We start from the raw sequence: 14,135 nt of genomic DNA on the forward strand, positions 1-14,135 counted from the left end.
AGGAGGGGGCCTTTTGTTTGGGGCTGCCGCGAGGGCTTGAGACGGAGGGCTCAACCCTTGCGGCGCTTCACCCGGACCGGAACGGGCTGAAGCCGCGGCCCTGGTGCCGCCAGCGCATCGCGAACCCGGTCGATCGCACGGTCGAGCAGCTGACGCAGCCGCTGCGTTTTCCGCGATCGCCTCGCTTTTTCCAGCAGTTTCTTCATCGTCTTCACTCCGCCGCTTCGACCTTGGCATCAGCCGGCTCGAGCGCTGCGGCGATGGCCTCGTCGACGCGCTCCAGCCAGATGAATTCGAGGTTGTCCCGCGCGCTCTTCGGGATGTCGTCGTAGTCCCGCTTGTTGCGTGCCGGCAGCATCACCCGCTTCAATCCGGCGGCGGCCGCAGCCACCACCTTCTCCTTGATGCCGCCGACAGGCAGCACCAGGCCGCGCAGCGAGATCTCGCCGGTCATCGCGGTGTCGCTGCGCACCGTGCGATTGGTGAGCAGGGACGTCAACGCCGTGAACATCGCAACGCCCGCGCTCGGTCCGTCCTTCGGGGTTGCGCCCGCCGGCACGTGAACGTGGATGTCGCTCTTCTCGAACACCGACGGATCGATGCCGAGCTGCGTGGCCTTGCTCTTCACCAGCGTCATCGCAGCCTGCACGCTCTCGCGCATGACGTCGCCGAGCTGGCCGGTCAGGATCATGCCGCCCCGGCCGGGCACGCGCGAGGCCTCGATGAACAGGATGTCACCGCCGACCGGCGTCCAGGCGAGCCCGGTGGCGACGCCCGGAATGCTGGTGCGCTGCGCGATCTCGCCCTCGAAGCGCGGCTGGCCGAGCACGGTGGCGATGTCCTTGGGGCTCACCACGACCTTGGCAGCCGTGCCCTCGGCGATTTGCACCGCGGCATGGCGGAACACCTTGCCGATCTCGCGCTCGAGATTGCGCACTCCGGCCTCGCGGGTGTAGCCCTTGACGACCAGCTTCAACGCCTCCGGCTCGATCTCGGCCTGCTCGGCCGTCAGACCGTTGGCCTCGAGCTGACGCCGCACCAGGTAGCGGCGCGCGATCTCCAGCTTCTCCTCCTCGGTGTAACCGGCGAGGCTGATCAGCTCCATGCGATCCAGCAGCGGACCCGGAATCTGGTCCAGCATGTTGGCGGTCGCGATGAACACCACGCGCGACAGGTCGAACGGCACGGCCAGGTAGTTGTCCCGGAACGTCCCGTTCTGCTCGGGGTCGAGCACCTCCAGCATGGCGGCCGAGGGATCGCCCTGCACGCCACGGCCCATCTTGTCGATCTCGTCCAGCATCATGACGCAGTTCCGCGTGCCGGCCTTCTTGATGCCCTGGATGATGTTGCCGGGCAGCGCGCCGATATAGGTGCGCCGGTGACCGCGGATCTCGGCCTCGTCATGCACGCCGCCGAGGCTGACGCGCACGAACGGGCGATCCATCGCGCGTGCGATGGACTGGCCGAGCGAGGTCTTGCCGACGCCGGGCGGGCCGACGAAGCACAGGATCGGCGCTTTGCCCTGCGGAGCGAGCTTGCGTACCGCCAGATATTCGATGATCCGGCTCTTGATCTTCTCCAGGCCAAAGTGATCGGCATCGAGGATGCGGCGTGCTTCCGTGATGTCGATCGGCTTCTCCGCGGGCAGCGCCCACGGCAGTTCGATCAGCCAGTCGAGATAGGTGCGGACCATGCCGGATTCACCGGCAGCCTCCGGCATGCGCTCGTACCGCCGCAGCTCCTTCTTGGCGTGCGCCTCCGCTTCCGGCGGCATGTTGGCCTTGGCGATGGCAGCCGTCAGCTCGGCGACCTCGGCCGCCTTGCCGTCGCCTTCGCCGAGCTGGCGCTGGATGGTCGCCATCTGCTCGCGCAGGATCGCCTCGCGCTGCCGCTCGTCGAAAGAGGCCTTGGTCTTCTGGCCGATCTCGTTGGAGATGCGCAGCACCTCCAGCCGTTCGGCCAGGTGCTTCGACACCTTCTCGACGCGCAAGGCGAGGTCGATGGTCTCCAGCACCTCCTGCTTGTCCTGCGGCTTGATGTCCATGAACGAGGTCGCCAGGTCCGCCAGCGCGCCGGGCGCGGTGGTGCTCTGGAACATCGCGACCAGCTCGGGCGGCGCCTGCGGCAGCAGCTCGACCGCCTCGATGGCCTGGCGCTGCAGATTCAGCGCGCGCGCCTCGATCTCGGGCGAGCTCGTGGTCGGCTCGGGGATCTGCTGGAAACGCGCGGCCAGGAACGGTGTTCCCGGCAGGAAGTCGAGGATGCGGGCGCGCTGCACGCCCTGGCAGACGATGTGATGCGTGCCGTCGGGCGCAGTGATGTAGCGCACGATGTTGGCGATGGTCGCGACCCGGTAGAGATCATCAGGCCCGGGCTCCTCGATCTCGGGGCTGCGCTGCAGGACGATGCCGACCGGCCGCTGCTCGCGCAGCGCCTGCTGCGCGGCGGCGATGGACTTCGCCCGGCCGATCGCGATCGGCGCGATGGCGCCGGGAAACAGCACCATCTCGCGCACCGGGATGACGATCAGCGCGTCTTCGGGAATCTTCACGTCGGACTCGGTGGAATTGGTCTGTGCGTTATTCATCTGTTCGGTGGCCATGATCGACCTCAGGATTTGGCGAGGCGCAGCGCGACGCAGCCGTCCATCACGAAGCGGCTGATGGCGTAGCGGCCAACGGGAAGCGCGATGCGCCGCTCGAAGCGGCCCTGCGGCAGCTCGAGTCGGTGGATGCGGGCGTTGCGAAGCTCCGGCGGCAGCGTGCGCTGGCCGGAGATGACGAGCACGCCGTCGAGGATCACCGTCTCGACATTATCAGGGTTGACGCCGGGAAGCGCGACCAGGATGAGAAGCTCATGCTCGGTTTCGAGCACGTCGATCGGCGGCTCCCAGCAGGCTTCCTGGCGGCCGAACTGCTGCCGCAGCCGTTCGGCGCGGGTCAGCGAGTCCAGGGCTTCGGACAGCATCCAGTCGAGGGGATTTTTGGGTTGCATGGCAAAACTCGGGGAAGGCGCTGCGGTTGGAAAACGAGCATATGGGGACGGTTCCCCAAAATTCCAGCATCGCGCGTTTGGAGCATGCCTGGCCTCTCCAACCGGAAGAGGCCCTTGTCGTCGCACGCTTCGACGCCGCGGGGATATTCCGCGGCATCGAAGGCAACAGTAGGGCGCGTCGCGCCGATCAGGCCGCGGCGCGGTACTCCTCTTCCGCTTCGAGGTTGATGACCGAGGTCGCGAGCTCGGTCAGCGTGTGATCGGTCGCCTCTTCCTCGTCCAGCGTCTCCTGGAGCAGCCTTGCCGCGTCCGGCATGCCGAGCTCCTCGGCCCAGGTGCGCAGCGTGCCGTAGCGGGAGATCTCGTAGTGCTCGACGGCCTGAGCGGCCGCGAGCAGGCCGGCGTCGAGGGCAGGGGCGTTCTTGAAATCCTTCATGATCTCGGCGCCCTCGTCGGTGATGCCGTTGATCGCTTCGCAGGGCTTTCCGCGGGCCGGCTTGCCCAGCATCTTGAAGATCTGGTCGAGCCGTTTGACCTGGCCCTGCGTCTCGCGCAGATGCTTGTTGAAGGCGGCGGCAAGGTCCTTGGAATGCGCGGCCTTGGCCATCTTCGGCAGCGTCTTGATGATCTTGTTCTCGGCGTAATAGATGTCCTTCAGCGTCTCCAGGAACAGGTCGCTCAACATCTTCGGTGCCTGACGCGGACGGCGCGCCGCGGTCTTTTTGGCGTTCGCACGTTTCTTCGCTCGTTTAGCCATAAATCCTCCTCTTGAGGCGACACGGGAAGGGCGATGCCCTCCTCAATCCTCGCGCGACCAAGACTCTGCGAGGGCAAATGTTCCTCGCGAAGGCCTCCTCCAGCGGTTATGGATTGCGGCTGCACCTCGCGTGAGACCCACCCGCATGCTCGACTTCGCCCTGTCCGCCTTCGTGACGCTGCTGCTGGTGGTCGATCCCGTCGGCCTTGCGCCGGCCTTCCTCGCCGCGACCGGAGGCATGCCCGACAAGGTCAAGCGAACGATCGCGCTACGCGCGCCGCTGATCGCGGCCTCGATCCTGGTGGTGATCTCGCTGGCCGGAAACTGGCTGCTGCGCCAACTCGGGATCGGCATCCCCGCCTTCCAGATCGCCGGCGGACTGCTGCTGTTCGGCGTCTCCTACCAGATGATCTTCGGCGACCGTCCGCATCGCGAGGCGCGCGAGGCCGACAAGGCGACCTCGGAGCATGCCTCAGACGTCGCGGTGTTTCCCTTGGCCATCCCGATGATGGCCGGTCCCGGCGCGATCGCGACCACTCTGCTGCTGACGGGCAATGCCGGCTATGGGGCCAAGCTCGCGATCATCATCGCGGTCGTCGTCTCCGTCTGCCTGCTCTGCATGCTGTGCTTCGTCTCCGCGAGCCTGATCGCGCACACCCTCGGGCGCACCGGAAATGCCGTGCTCTCACGCGTGCTTGGCATGCTGCTCGCAGCCTATTCGGTGCAGTTCGTGATCAACGGGATCGCGGCCGTCCGGGCGAGCTTTTTGTAAACCTGCGACAATCTGCTAATATACTGATTTTACAATTGGTTTCTTGATGTAACGGTACAGCCGGCAAGGCAGCAGCCAATCCCGGCCGCTTTCTCTTGCACTGCCATATAGCTTTGACGTACTCCCGGTCTAACAAAGGTCCATCGTCAAGAAACCGAGAAGAATCCGAGATATCGATGACAGCGGACGAGCTCGCAAAGCGACAGGCCATCATCGACGCGTGCCGCCGCATGAACGCGCTCGGCATCAATCAGGGCACCTCGGGCAATATCAGCGTCCGGCATCTGGACGGGCTTCTGGTCACGCCGACCAGCGTGCCCTATGACGCCATGACGCCCGACCAGATCGTGTTCATGGCGATGGACGGCTCGCATGCCCCCGGTCAGAAGCCGTCCAGTGAATGGCGCTTCCACCGCGACATCCTGAAATCGCGGCCCGACGTCAACGCCGTCGTCCACGCTCATCCGACCTTTTGCACCATCCTGGCGATCTTGGGCATGGAGATTCCGCCCGTGCACTACATGATCGCGGCCGCCGGCGGTGACAGTATCCGTTGCGCACCCTATGCCACCTTCGGAACGGCGGAGCTGTCCGAGCATGCGCTGCGGGCGCTGGAGGGCCGGCTCGCCTGCCTGCTCGACCATCACGGCATGATTGCGGTCGGCAAGACGCTGGACAAGGCGATGTGGCTCGCCGTCGAGGTCGAGACGCTGGCGCGGCAGTATCACGGCTGCCTCCAGATCGGAAAACCGCCACTGCTGTCGAGTGCCGAGATCGAACGTGTCAGCCAGCGCATGGCCGGCTACGGCATGTCGGAAGGTTAGGGCGGGCAAAAAGGTGTTCGCGCGGATCAGACACATCGCCGATCGCAAGGGATCGAACCGCGTCATGGTTCGCCTGCGCGCGCTCTTGCGCAGCAACGAGTTCTACCTGATCCCGCTGGCACTCGTGATCGGCACGTTTACCGGTGCCATCGTGACGCTGATGGCCGAGATCGCGCAGATTGCCCATATGATGATCTACGGCATTCCCGTCGACGTTCGCCTATCCGCGCACGCCCGGGTCAGCCCCTGGGCGGCCCTGATCGCGCCCGCGCTCGGCGGATTGGCGCTCGGTATCATGGAGTGGTGGCGGCGGCGGCTGAAGATCTCCAACGCGGTCGACCCGATCGAGGCGAACGCGCTGCGCGGCGGCAATCTGTCGATGCGCGACAGCATGGTGGTGTCGAGCCAGACGCTGATCTCGAACGGCTGCGGCGCCTCGGTCGGCCTCGAGGCCGGCTACACCCAGATCGGCTCGGGTATCGCCTCACTGCTCGGCAAGTTCTTCAATCTGCGCCGCAACGATTTGCGCCTGATCGTCGGTTGCGGCGCCGCCGCTGCGATCGCAGCGGCGTTTGGCGCGCCGATCACCGGCGCGTTCTATGCCTGCGAGCTGATCGTCGGCGTCTATTCGGTCGGCAGCGCCGCGCCGATCCTGGCGGCCTCGCTTGCTGGCGCGCTGACCGCGCAATGGCTCGGCGGCGCGCCGTACTCTATCGAGATACCGAAGGTCAGCGCGGTCGGCGTCGAGCAATATCTGGCATTGATCGGGCTTGCGCTCATTACCAGCGGCGTCGGCATCGCCGTGATGCGGTCGTCTTCGATGTTCGAGCGCCTGTTTGTCTGGCTGCCGGTCTGGCTGCGCCCGGTGATCGGCGGCCTTATCGTCGGCAGCTTTGCCATCGTCACGCCGCAGGTGCTCGCGGCCGGCCACGGCGCCATGGTGCTCGATCTCTTTCACGACATGACGATCGGCCTGATCGCGCTGATCATCGCCCTGAAGGTGACGGCCTGCCTGATCTCGCTCGCCTCGGGCTTCCGCGGCGGACTGTTCTTCGCCTCGCTGTTCGTCGGCAGCCTGATCGGAAAGTTCTTCGCTGCGGTTCTTTTGCTCATCAGCCCGGAGTTCGTGATCGACCCGCTGGTCGCGATGCTGACGGGTATGGCGACGCTCGGCGTCGCCATCGTCGGCGGTCCCCTGACCATGTCGTTCCTCGTGCTCGAGATGACCCGCAATGTCGACGTCACCGCCGTGGTGTTGGCCGGCTGCATTGTCACCTCGATCTGCGTCCGCTTCATGTTCGGCCATTCCTTCTCGACCTGGCGCCTGCATCTGCGCGGCGAGACCATCCGCAGTGCCAATGACGTGGGCTGGCTGCGCAACCTGACGGTCGAGCGGCTGATGCGCTCCGACGTAGGCAAGGTGCCGTCGACCACGACGATCGCCGCCGTGCGCGGTGAATTCGCGCTGGGATCGCGGCCCGGCATCGTCATCGTCAACAATGCGGACGAATATGTCGGCCTCGTCCTGCTGCCCGACCTGTTCTCCAGCGACCTCGACAGCATCGCCGACGACATCCAGGTGATCGAGCTCGCACGCCTGACCGAGATCGTGCTGATCCCGGAAATGAATGTGAAGTCGGCGATGGCCGTGTTCGACGAAGCGGAAGCCGAGATGCTGGCGGTGGTCGATTCCACCGACAGCCGCAAGGTGGTCGGCTTCCTCACCGAGACGTTTGCCCGCCGCCGCTATGTCGAGGAGATCGACAAGGCAACGCGCGGCGTGCTCGGGGCGCTGTCGTAGGATCACTCCCGCAGGCGCATGGAAGCGGGACGGCGTGCTTCGTGTGCCGCCGTCCGCGCCGGCTATCGGCCTGGTTGAGATGGGGAAGCGACGACGCACGCCACGATCCGTCGGACCAGTGGCAGCACCATCAGCAGCGTGGGAAAGGCGACGAGCCATGACAGCGCCCAGGCGCCCGGCCAGGTCGCGAGGAACGCCGGCGTCGCGCCGAGGCTCCGGAGCGTCGAAATGACCGACACCACGGCCGTCATGAGGATGGACAGCACAAATGGCATCACGATCGGCGCATAGCGCGCCGGCAGTTTGCGAACCGCAATCATCTGATTTCTCTTGAGGAAAAGGACGCGTCAGTCACGTTGAACCTGCGAAAATGCATCGATCCCGACGGCGTCGGTTGATGCGTTGGTTCACGTGAAACGCTTACGGCGACCGAAAAACGGCGCGGCTGTTCATTATCCGCTCAGGTTGAGTGGTTCAAGCTGGATCTGGTCGTTCGGTTTACAATCGTTCGAAGCGTGGCAGATTGCCGCGATCACGAAACTTTTCAGTGGTTTGCACGTTGTGGATCGTTTCATATTTTGACTTTGAACAAGAACAAAGGACGCCGAGATGAGCGACAGGCCCGTAAATTCAAGGTTCGGCCGCAACACCGCGCTGGCTGCGTTTGCGAGTCTGGCTCTGGCGACAGCTTCCGTCTCGCCCTCGTCTGCGGCGCCGGCCGGTTCGCCGTCCGTCAGCGCGGACTCTGCGACATCGGGCAGATCAGCAGCGACCGATTTCAGCGCCGCCCGCCGCCACCGCTACTATCGCCGCGGTCCAAATGCGGCAGGGCTTGCCTTCATGGGCGTGGCGGCAGGTCTGATCGGAGGCGCGATCGCAGAGAGCCGACGCCAAGAGTACTACGAGAATCGCTATTATGACGGCCCGGGTCCTTACTATGGCGGTCAGGGATATTATGGCGGCGGTCCCTATTACGGTCCGCGTGGCTACTATCAGCCTTATTAGGCACCTGTTCTCTCCGTAGCCCGGATTGCACGGAGCGTGTCAGCCTGCGGTGCTTCGCGCCGACCCGTTGGCTCCGTCCGGGTTACGCGTCTCTGTGTTGCCCGACGGGCAAAACACCCGGCGGGCTGTCAACCCGCGCGCTATGAGACGAGCTAGCGACATTGAACGGCATGCTCGGGCTGTCGGAACAAGTTAGTTCGGTGTAGGATGGTGTCGCGAAGGAGAATTCACCCACGTATGGGATGAATGAGCCGCGCCATGGAAGACGCGCCATGGAAGAGAAATCTCCTCAAATGAGATTGGCACAGCCGCGGGGGACTGTGCTGACGAATATGGCCGTCGCAGCGTTGATAATTGCTGCGCTCTATTTCGGTCGTGAAATTTTTGTCCCCTTCGCGTTAGCAGTTCTCCTGAGTTTCGTTATGGCGCCCTTCGTGATGCGCTTACGTTCCTGGCGAATTCCGCGCACGATTTCTGTGCTGGTGGTCGTCTTCATCGGATTCTCGATCATATTTAGTCTAGGCGGTCTTATGGTTTCGCAGGCGACCCGGCTCGCCACCAAGCTGCCAGGCTATCAACAAACATTGAGTGACAAGATCGAAAGCCTGCGCGGCTTAATGGGCGGCGGCTCTGGAACATTGGAGCAGGCGTCGACAGTTCTGAAAGAATTGAAGACAGAGTTGCAGAATCGAGATGGGGCCGGTCGACCTACTGACGGCGAACTCAGCAGACAGCCCTCAGACAAGCCGATACCCATACCCGTTGAGGTAAGGCAACCCGATCCTGGTGCTCTGTCGACGTTTGGCGCAATCATCCAGCCACTGATTTCACCTTTAACGACGACAGGGATCGTCGTGATCTTTGTTGTCTTTGTCCTGCTGCAACGGGAAGATCTGAGGAATCGGCTTGTCCGACTGGCCGGATCCGCGGATATTCAACGCACGACTGCGGCCCTGGACGACGCCGGTAAGCGTCTGAGCAAGCTCTTTCTTACCCAGATCGCGTTCAATGGCGTGTTCGGTCTTGCAATAGGCTTAGGTCTTGAATTCATCGGTGTCCCCTCGGCTCCGCTATGGGGTCTGATCGCGATGATTATGCGATTTGTACCGTATATCGGTGCATTGATATCTGCGGTATTCCCTCTCATTCTCGCGGCGGCGGTGGGCACGGGCTGGCAGATGCTGATACTTACGGCGGCATTGTTCGTCGTGCTTGAGTTGCTCGCAGGACAGGTCCTCGAACCCTTGATTTTTGGGCATAGCTCGGGTCTTTCCCCGATTGCAATTATCCTGTCAGCGTCATTCTGGACGTGGCTTTGGGGGCCGGTCGGACTGGTGTTGGCCACGCCCTTAACAATTTGTCTCGTCGTCCTTGGGCGGCATGTCGATCGCCTCAAATTTCTTGACGTTATGCTTGGCGACCGACCACCGCTGACGCCGCCGCAACTGGCTTATCAACGAATGCTGGCGGGAGATCCCATTGAAGCGGTGGAACAGGCACATGAATACCTGAATGACTCGTCGCTTGAGAATTATTATGACGACATCCTCTTGAAAGGCCTGAGACTCGCGGAGGCCGACCGTCAATTGGGTCACCTCGATCAGGACCGATTAAATCGGGTAGTCTCAACGGTGGAAGAATTGGTCGCTGAGCTGGGGGCACACCATGACGTGGAAGCAACAGGACCCAGTTCCCCGGATCTAAGCTCAAGCCCCGGAGCTGCCATTACATTCGAGCGAGCAGGCTCCGAGCACGCTTTGATTCCGGAGCCGCCGACCTCGTCTATTTCGGTCGTTTGCATCCCTGGTGCCGGGCGACTCGATGAGGCGACGGCGCTTGTGCTGGCGCAGCTTCTGCGGTACCGCGGGATTCAGGCAATTGCGGAAAAGGCTGATGCTTCATCAATGTCGAAATTGCTTTCGCTCGAATTGGCGAACACCGCGCTTGTATGCGTCTGCTATCTGAGTCAGCCGTCCACCGCCAAGATTCAGCACGTCGTTCGAGGGCTCAGTAAAAGGATTGGCGCAACCCGTATCCTGTTCGCTTTGCTGGGAACGGGAGCCGCAGAAACGGTGGGAAACGCTTCCAACGCGTTGGTAGCAAGCGGGTCGTTCGGTGCAGCCTTGGAAGCAGTCGTTCACGTGACCTCTGCGCAACCTGATGCGTCGGATCAGGCGAAGGCAGCTGCTCCGGCGTAAAAACGAATCTTTTGCTCCTCTGGATTGCCGGGCGTCGCAGAGCGACCATCCGCATCGGTCACCGGGTCCTGTGGAGAGCAAAAGGATTGGCGGGGACCGCGCGACGGTGACCCTTGCGAATATTTGCCATCGCGCATTCCCGATTTTATTTAATACGAACCGGTAGACAAACGGCGGGCGCGATGTGGCGAATGCCGTAATCCGAGGACCGTAAGTGCAGCCCGTTTTGGCGCAAACCGCACATTTGGCCGGACCCAAAAGCTTCAGCAGGGACAATAGCGATCATTGCGACACGCGCGTGGAATGTCCACTCACGCCTCACAAGCAAAACTTTCAGTTTGCACGGCCGCCATGACCCTTTGACCTAGGTCAATACTCTCAACGTGGGTTTACCTTGGAAGTAGCAACTATCGGAGCGACCGCACTCTTCGCCTGTATCTTCTGCGTAACGCCGATATCGCTCGTATGTCGCGCAAGGGAAACGTGTGGTTGTCCGTGGCAAGCAGCCTGAGCTAATCACGCAAGGAGGAGCTGTACATGGGTATCCTTGACGAGTTACTGGGCGGTGGGCAACGCCAGAAAGAGTATCGGGATTTCGTTGATCGATACGAACAAGGAAATCCGTCGGAGGGTTATTCCGATCAAGAGGTTCTCAAACGGTATGGTGATGTGTCACACGCCGTGCCGTCTGACCAGTACGCGCAGGCAGCGATAGAAGCGTTGGGCAAGCTTTCGCCGGAAGAACGGGCGGCGTTCGTGAAGATGCTGCAGGAGCGAGCCGCCGCGCGCGGCGTGGCGCTACCGGGACAAGTGGCCCCCGAACCGAAGGAACTGGGCGAGGTGCTCACCGATCTGCATGGGAGGCCCGGTCAGCTCCGGGATATCCTCGCGAGTGGCGATGCCCAGCCTCACGAGCAAGCCCAACCGTCGAACCCGATCATCGACATACTTGCGTCCCCGCAGGCAAAGGCCGTGCTCGCGGGGATCGCGGCCATGGTGGTCAAGCGTGTCATGCAGGGTTCATCCCGAACCGCGTAGCGCATGCGTGAGGCCCGCAGCCAAAGTCCGGTTGGGGTCATTCGGTTGACCTACCGGCAAGTCCGGGCAAGGTTCGCTATGCCGCCAAAAAAGCGGAAGCGAGTTATCCTGTCGCGACGCAACAGGAATGAACACGATGACCGAGAGCGACGGCCCGCCCATCGCCAAAGGTTCTGCGACTGTCAGCGCGTCGGCCATTGGTGCGTCTGCAGCACTCGCTGTCATCGCCCGGCTTGACCGGGCGATCCAGCATTCCAGAGACGGCTGTGATTGAGCCGAGAGGCCGCGGCGTACTGGATTCCCCGCCTGCGCGGGGAATGACAATGGCACTTGGAGGACGCCGCCGCTGCCTCATACTCCGTCTCGTGCCCCGGACGCAGCGCAGCGCTCTTGCGGTGCGCTGCAGAGCCGGGGCCCATGTCTCCGCGTTCTACTCTCCGCATTGTACCGTGTCGCTTTCTGGGTCCCGGCTCTGCGCAGCAACGCTTGCGCGTTGCAGCGCGTCCGGGACACGAGAGACGTCGCAGCAACCGCGTTCTACGCCCGCATCACCGCCCCGCCGGTGCCGACAGCGCGCCGTTGGCGTAGCGCTGCCAGTCGGGTGTGGTCGGCTGCGACGGCCAGAACGCGTTGGAGTCGCGGACCGACTGGGTGATCGGGGCGGGGTGTACCTTGCTTCTGTGGTGGCGGTCGCTCGCGGCGGCGGTCTGGATGGTGGCGGCGGCGATCAGGGTGACGCCGAGAATGGCAAAGGTCTTTCGCATGGTTGTTTCTCCCGTGACGGCGATTCAGGCTGTGAGAAAAAGGTCGCCTGTGTTCGCGGTCGTGGCTGACATGGCGATGTGTCCTGCCGGATATCAGCCGGGCCGGTTTCACGATCTGAAGCGCGGCCATCACGTTGGGGCGAGCAAATTTTCTGGCCCCGGCCAAATATTCGGCAATCGCGCCCGCAGCGCCGGTGGACTTGCCCCCGGCAATCCGGTTCAATGAGGCGAATTGAGTTCTCAGGCGACAACGATGTCGAAATATCTGCTGGTCCTTCTCCTGATCGCGTCGCCGGCGGCCGCGCAGGTTAAGCTCACGCCAAAGACCTCGGCAGCGCATCCAGACCCCTGCGCCCCGATCGGGCGGACCGCGGACGGCAAGCTGGTCTACTCCATGAAATGCGAGAATCTGCCGGCGCCGCCTCCACCTCCGCCACAGGCGGAACTGAAGGAGGCGCCCCCTTCGGCCGCGCCCGCCGCCGAGCCCGAGCCGGAGGTGCGGCGGAGCGGTATTTTCGGCTGGTCCTACGACCGCAGATGACGGGCCGCGCCACTTGCGTGAAGCCCTCTGGAATGCTCTTTGCTTGAAAATTCCCCGTGGGCCTTTAGCCCCCGATCCAGAGAGATGAGATGAGCAAACTCGTTATCCGCGCCGGCGACTTCACCTTCGATGCCCGCTTCGAGGAGCAACTGGCGCCCAAGACCGTCGCTGCGTTCCGCAAGGCGCTGCCGTTCGAAAGCCACATCATCCATGTGCGCTGGAGCGGCGAGGGCGTCTGGATGCCGCTCGGCGATCTCGATTTCGGCGTCGGCTACGAGAACCACACGAGCTATCCCGCGCCGGGTCAGATCATCCTCTATCCCGGCGGTATCAGCGAAACCGAGATCCTGCTCGCCTATGGCGGCGTACACTTCGCCAGCAAAATGGGCCAGCTCGCCGGCAACCATTTCATCACGCTGACCTCGGGCCTCGAGAATCTCGCGACCCTCGGCAAGAGCGTGCTGTGGAAGGGCGCCCTGCCGATCCGCTTCGAGGAAGTCTGAGTGACGGATACTCGCTACCCGCGCGATCTCCGCGGTTACGGCCGCAACCCGCCGCATCCGCAATGGCCTGACAACGCGCGGGTCGCGGTGCAGTTCGTCGTCAACTTCGAGGAAGGCGGCGAGAACAACATCTTGCACGGCGATCGCGCCTCGGAAGCGTTTCTGTCCGACGTCCTCGGCGCGCAGCCCTGGCCGGGCCAGCGCCACGCCAATATCGAGTCGATGTTCGAATATGGCTCGCGCGCCGGCTTCTGGCGGCTGTGGCGGATGTTCAACGAGCGGAAGTGGCCGACCACCGTGTTCGGCGTTGCCACCGCGCTAAAGCGGAATCCGGAGATTGTCGCGGCGATGAAGGAGTCAGGCTGGGACATCGCAAGCCACAGCCTGAAATGGATCGAGCACAAGGACATGACCGAGGCGCAGGAGCGTGCCGAGATCGCCGAGTCCATTCGCGTTCACACCGAGGCGACGGGCTCGCGGCCGCTCGGCTGGTACACCGGGCGCTCCTCGATCAACACCAACCGCCTCCTGATGGAGGAGGGCGGCTTCCTCTATCTCTGCGACTCCTATGCCGACGATCTGCCCTACTGGGTCAAGGGCGCGAACGGTAAGCAGCTCATCATTCCCTATACGTTAGATGCCAACGACATGCGCTTCATCAACCCGCAAGGGTTTGCCGAAGGCGAGCAGTTCTTCACCTATCTGAAGGACGCCTTCGACGTGCTCTATGCCGAGGGCGAGACCGCGCCGAAGATGATGTCGGTGGGGCTGCACTGCCGTCTTGCCGGCCGGCCCGGCCGCGCCGCGGGACTGATCCGCTTCCTCGACTATATCGGCAAGCACGATCGCGTCTGGGTGCCGACGCGGCTCCAGATCGCGCAGCACTGGCACGACAAGCATGCCCATCTTGCCGCCGACGCCTTCGAGATCGGGTGAGG

General features: G+C 63.2%; 15 protein-coding genes. 9 read left to right on the forward strand and 6 right to left on the reverse strand.

Going from position 1 to position 14,135, the window contains the following annotated elements; genetic code table 11:
* Positions 1 to 50 precede the first annotated feature (50 nt).
* The 4 genes from AB7G19_RS12940 to AB7G19_RS12955 form a co-directional block, all read right to left on the reverse strand.
* Complete coding sequence (locus tag AB7G19_RS12940) at positions 51 to 206, reverse strand: hypothetical protein (RefSeq protein WP_187387991.1); 156 nt, start codon at positions 204 to 206, stop codon at positions 51 to 53.
* A 5-nt stretch (positions 207 to 211) separates the two neighbouring features.
* Positions 212 to 2,602: an endopeptidase La gene (gene lon / locus AB7G19_RS12945; protein ID WP_354096624.1), complete on the reverse strand. Its 2,391-nt coding sequence runs from the start codon at positions 2,600 to 2,602 to the stop codon at positions 212 to 214.
* Between the two features lie 8 nt (positions 2,603 to 2,610).
* Positions 2,611 to 2,994: an Hsp20/alpha crystallin family protein gene (locus AB7G19_RS12950; RefSeq protein WP_014493661.1), complete on the reverse strand. Its 384-nt coding sequence runs from the start codon at positions 2,992 to 2,994 to the stop codon at positions 2,611 to 2,613.
* 187 nt (positions 2,995 to 3,181) lie between these two features.
* On the reverse strand, positions 3,182 to 3,751 hold the full coding sequence (locus AB7G19_RS12955; protein ID WP_063982009.1) for a YciE/YciF ferroxidase family protein: 570 nt from the start codon (positions 3,749 to 3,751) through the stop codon (positions 3,182 to 3,184).
* A gap of 145 nt (positions 3,752 to 3,896) precedes the next feature.
* Between AB7G19_RS12955 and AB7G19_RS12960 the strand changes: the two genes are divergently transcribed.
* The 3 genes from AB7G19_RS12960 to AB7G19_RS12970 all read left to right on the forward strand — a co-directional run bounded on the left by AB7G19_RS12960 (position 3,897) and on the right by AB7G19_RS12970 (position 7,148).
* Positions 3,897 to 4,523, forward strand: coding sequence for a MarC family protein (locus tag AB7G19_RS12960; protein ID WP_231142726.1), 627 nt, complete (start codon positions 3,897 to 3,899; stop codon positions 4,521 to 4,523).
* A 176-nt stretch (positions 4,524 to 4,699) separates the two neighbouring features.
* On the forward strand, positions 4,700 to 5,347 hold the full coding sequence (locus AB7G19_RS12965) for an L-fuculose-phosphate aldolase (RefSeq protein WP_231142724.1): 648 nt from the start codon (positions 4,700 to 4,702) through the stop codon (positions 5,345 to 5,347).
* Positions 5,348 to 5,360: 13 nt separating this feature from the next.
* On the forward strand, positions 5,361 to 7,148 hold the full coding sequence (locus AB7G19_RS12970; protein WP_063982012.1) for a chloride channel protein: 1,788 nt from the start codon (positions 5,361 to 5,363) through the stop codon (positions 7,146 to 7,148).
* 62 nt (positions 7,149 to 7,210) lie between these two features.
* Here the strand turns inward: AB7G19_RS12970 and AB7G19_RS12975 are convergent, their stop codons facing one another.
* Positions 7,211 to 7,468, reverse strand: coding sequence for a DUF2798 domain-containing protein (locus tag AB7G19_RS12975; protein WP_014493668.1), 258 nt, complete (start codon positions 7,466 to 7,468; stop codon positions 7,211 to 7,213).
* Between the two features lie 289 nt (positions 7,469 to 7,757).
* On the opposite strand from AB7G19_RS12975, the gene AB7G19_RS12980 reads away from it, so the two are divergent.
* The 3 genes from AB7G19_RS12980 (at position 7,758) to AB7G19_RS12990 (ending at position 11,389) form a co-directional block, all read left to right on the forward strand.
* Entirely contained in the window at positions 7,758 to 8,153 is a 396-nt protein-coding gene (locus AB7G19_RS12980) for a hypothetical protein (protein ID WP_063982014.1), read from the forward strand.
* Between the two features lie 272 nt (positions 8,154 to 8,425).
* A complete protein-coding gene (locus AB7G19_RS12985) occupies positions 8,426 to 10,351 on the forward strand; it encodes an AI-2E family transporter (RefSeq protein WP_231142722.1) in 1,926 nt (641 codons plus the stop codon).
* 537 nt (positions 10,352 to 10,888) lie between these two features.
* Complete coding sequence (locus AB7G19_RS12990) at positions 10,889 to 11,389, forward strand: hypothetical protein (protein ID WP_063982015.1); 501 nt, start codon at positions 10,889 to 10,891, stop codon at positions 11,387 to 11,389.
* Positions 11,390 to 11,937: 548 nt separating this feature from the next.
* Here AB7G19_RS12990 and AB7G19_RS12995 read toward each other — a convergent pair.
* Positions 11,938 to 12,153, reverse strand: a complete 216-nt coding sequence (locus AB7G19_RS12995) for a hypothetical protein (RefSeq protein WP_063982016.1) — start codon at positions 12,151 to 12,153, stop codon at positions 11,938 to 11,940.
* 253 nt (positions 12,154 to 12,406) lie between these two features.
* Here AB7G19_RS12995 and AB7G19_RS13000 point away from each other — a divergent pair, with 253 nt between their 5' ends.
* The 3 genes from AB7G19_RS13000 (at position 12,407) to puuE (ending at position 14,133) form a co-directional block, all read left to right on the forward strand.
* Positions 12,407 to 12,694, forward strand: a complete 288-nt coding sequence (locus AB7G19_RS13000) for a hypothetical protein (protein ID WP_038934641.1) — start codon at positions 12,407 to 12,409, stop codon at positions 12,692 to 12,694.
* A gap of 89 nt (positions 12,695 to 12,783) precedes the next feature.
* Positions 12,784 to 13,197, forward strand: a complete 414-nt coding sequence (locus AB7G19_RS13005) for a DUF3830 family protein (RefSeq protein WP_014493672.1) — start codon at positions 12,784 to 12,786, stop codon at positions 13,195 to 13,197.
* Positions 13,198 to 14,133 carry an allantoinase PuuE gene (gene puuE / locus AB7G19_RS13010; protein WP_063982017.1) on the forward strand — a complete coding sequence of 312 codons (936 nt, stop codon included), beginning with the start codon at positions 13,198 to 13,200 and terminating at the stop codon, positions 14,131 to 14,133.
* The last annotated feature ends 2 nt before the right edge of the window (positions 14,134 to 14,135 follow it).

This window comes from Bradyrhizobium sp. 215_C5_N1_1 (assembly GCF_052075935.1).
Lineage (GTDB): Bacteria > Pseudomonadota > Alphaproteobacteria > Rhizobiales > Xanthobacteraceae > Bradyrhizobium > Bradyrhizobium barranii.

What these genes read in the sequence shown, in the direction of transcription:
- AB7G19_RS12940 (WP_187387991.1), bottom strand. Translation starts at nt 206, where the DNA reads ATGAAGAAACTGCTGGAAAAAGCGAGGCGATCGCGGAAAACGCAGCGG.
- lon (WP_354096624.1), bottom strand. Translation starts at nt 2,602, where the DNA reads ATGGCCACCGAACAGATGAATAACGCACAGACCAATTCCACCGAGTCC.
- AB7G19_RS12950 (WP_014493661.1), bottom strand. Translation starts at nt 2,994, where the DNA reads ATGCAACCCAAAAATCCCCTCGACTGGATGCTGTCCGAAGCCCTGGAC.
- AB7G19_RS12955 (WP_063982009.1), bottom strand. Translation starts at nt 3,751, where the DNA reads ATGGCTAAACGAGCGAAGAAACGTGCGAACGCCAAAAAGACCGCGGCG.
- AB7G19_RS12960 (WP_231142726.1), top strand. Translation starts at nt 3,897, where the DNA reads ATGCTCGACTTCGCCCTGTCCGCCTTCGTGACGCTGCTGCTGGTGGTC.
- AB7G19_RS12965 (WP_231142724.1), top strand. Translation starts at nt 4,700, where the DNA reads ATGACAGCGGACGAGCTCGCAAAGCGACAGGCCATCATCGACGCGTGC.
- AB7G19_RS12975 (WP_014493668.1), bottom strand. Translation starts at nt 7,468, where the DNA reads ATGATTGCGGTTCGCAAACTGCCGGCGCGCTATGCGCCGATCGTGATG.
- AB7G19_RS12980 (WP_063982014.1), top strand. Translation starts at nt 7,758, where the DNA reads ATGAGCGACAGGCCCGTAAATTCAAGGTTCGGCCGCAACACCGCGCTG.
- AB7G19_RS12985 (WP_231142722.1), top strand. Translation starts at nt 8,426, where the DNA reads ATGGAAGAGAAATCTCCTCAAATGAGATTGGCACAGCCGCGGGGGACT.
- AB7G19_RS12990 (WP_063982015.1), top strand. Translation starts at nt 10,889, where the DNA reads ATGGGTATCCTTGACGAGTTACTGGGCGGTGGGCAACGCCAGAAAGAG.
- AB7G19_RS12995 (WP_063982016.1), bottom strand. Translation starts at nt 12,153, where the DNA reads ATGCGAAAGACCTTTGCCATTCTCGGCGTCACCCTGATCGCCGCCGCC.
- AB7G19_RS13000 (WP_038934641.1), top strand. Translation starts at nt 12,407, where the DNA reads ATGTCGAAATATCTGCTGGTCCTTCTCCTGATCGCGTCGCCGGCGGCC.
- AB7G19_RS13005 (WP_014493672.1), top strand. Translation starts at nt 12,784, where the DNA reads ATGAGCAAACTCGTTATCCGCGCCGGCGACTTCACCTTCGATGCCCGC.